Raw genomic sequence first — 288 nt, 5'->3', positions numbered from 1 at the left:
GAGTAATGCCATTGGAGCGTTTGCACACTACATTGACGAACCTAATGTTCGATTAATTGGGATAGAACCTGATCAATCAGCTACGTTAACAAAAGGAACCCCAGCTGTTATTCACGGGTTTAAGTGTCTATGCTTAATGGATGAAGAGGGGAATCCTGAACCAACATATTCCATTGCTGCTGGACTTGATTATCCTGGTATTGGACCAGAACACATTTATTTGAAAACATCAGGCAGAGCAGAATACTATACAGTCACAAAAGAGGAAGTATTAGAGGCATTTAAGCT

1 pseudogene is annotated in these 288 nt (G+C 40.3%); it reads left to right on the top strand.

Annotated elements, in window-relative coordinates:
- Positions 1-288 (top strand): annotated as a pseudogene (locus tag AOA60_RS23660) (tryptophan synthase subunit beta); the annotation flags it as partial.

The sequence above is a fragment of the Pseudomonas sp. 2822-17 genome, assembly GCF_002742485.1.
In the GTDB taxonomy this organism is placed as follows: domain Bacteria; phylum Pseudomonadota; class Gammaproteobacteria; order Pseudomonadales; family Pseudomonadaceae; genus Aquipseudomonas; species Aquipseudomonas cyclaminis.
This window is presented reverse-complemented; position numbering and strand designations above follow the sequence as displayed.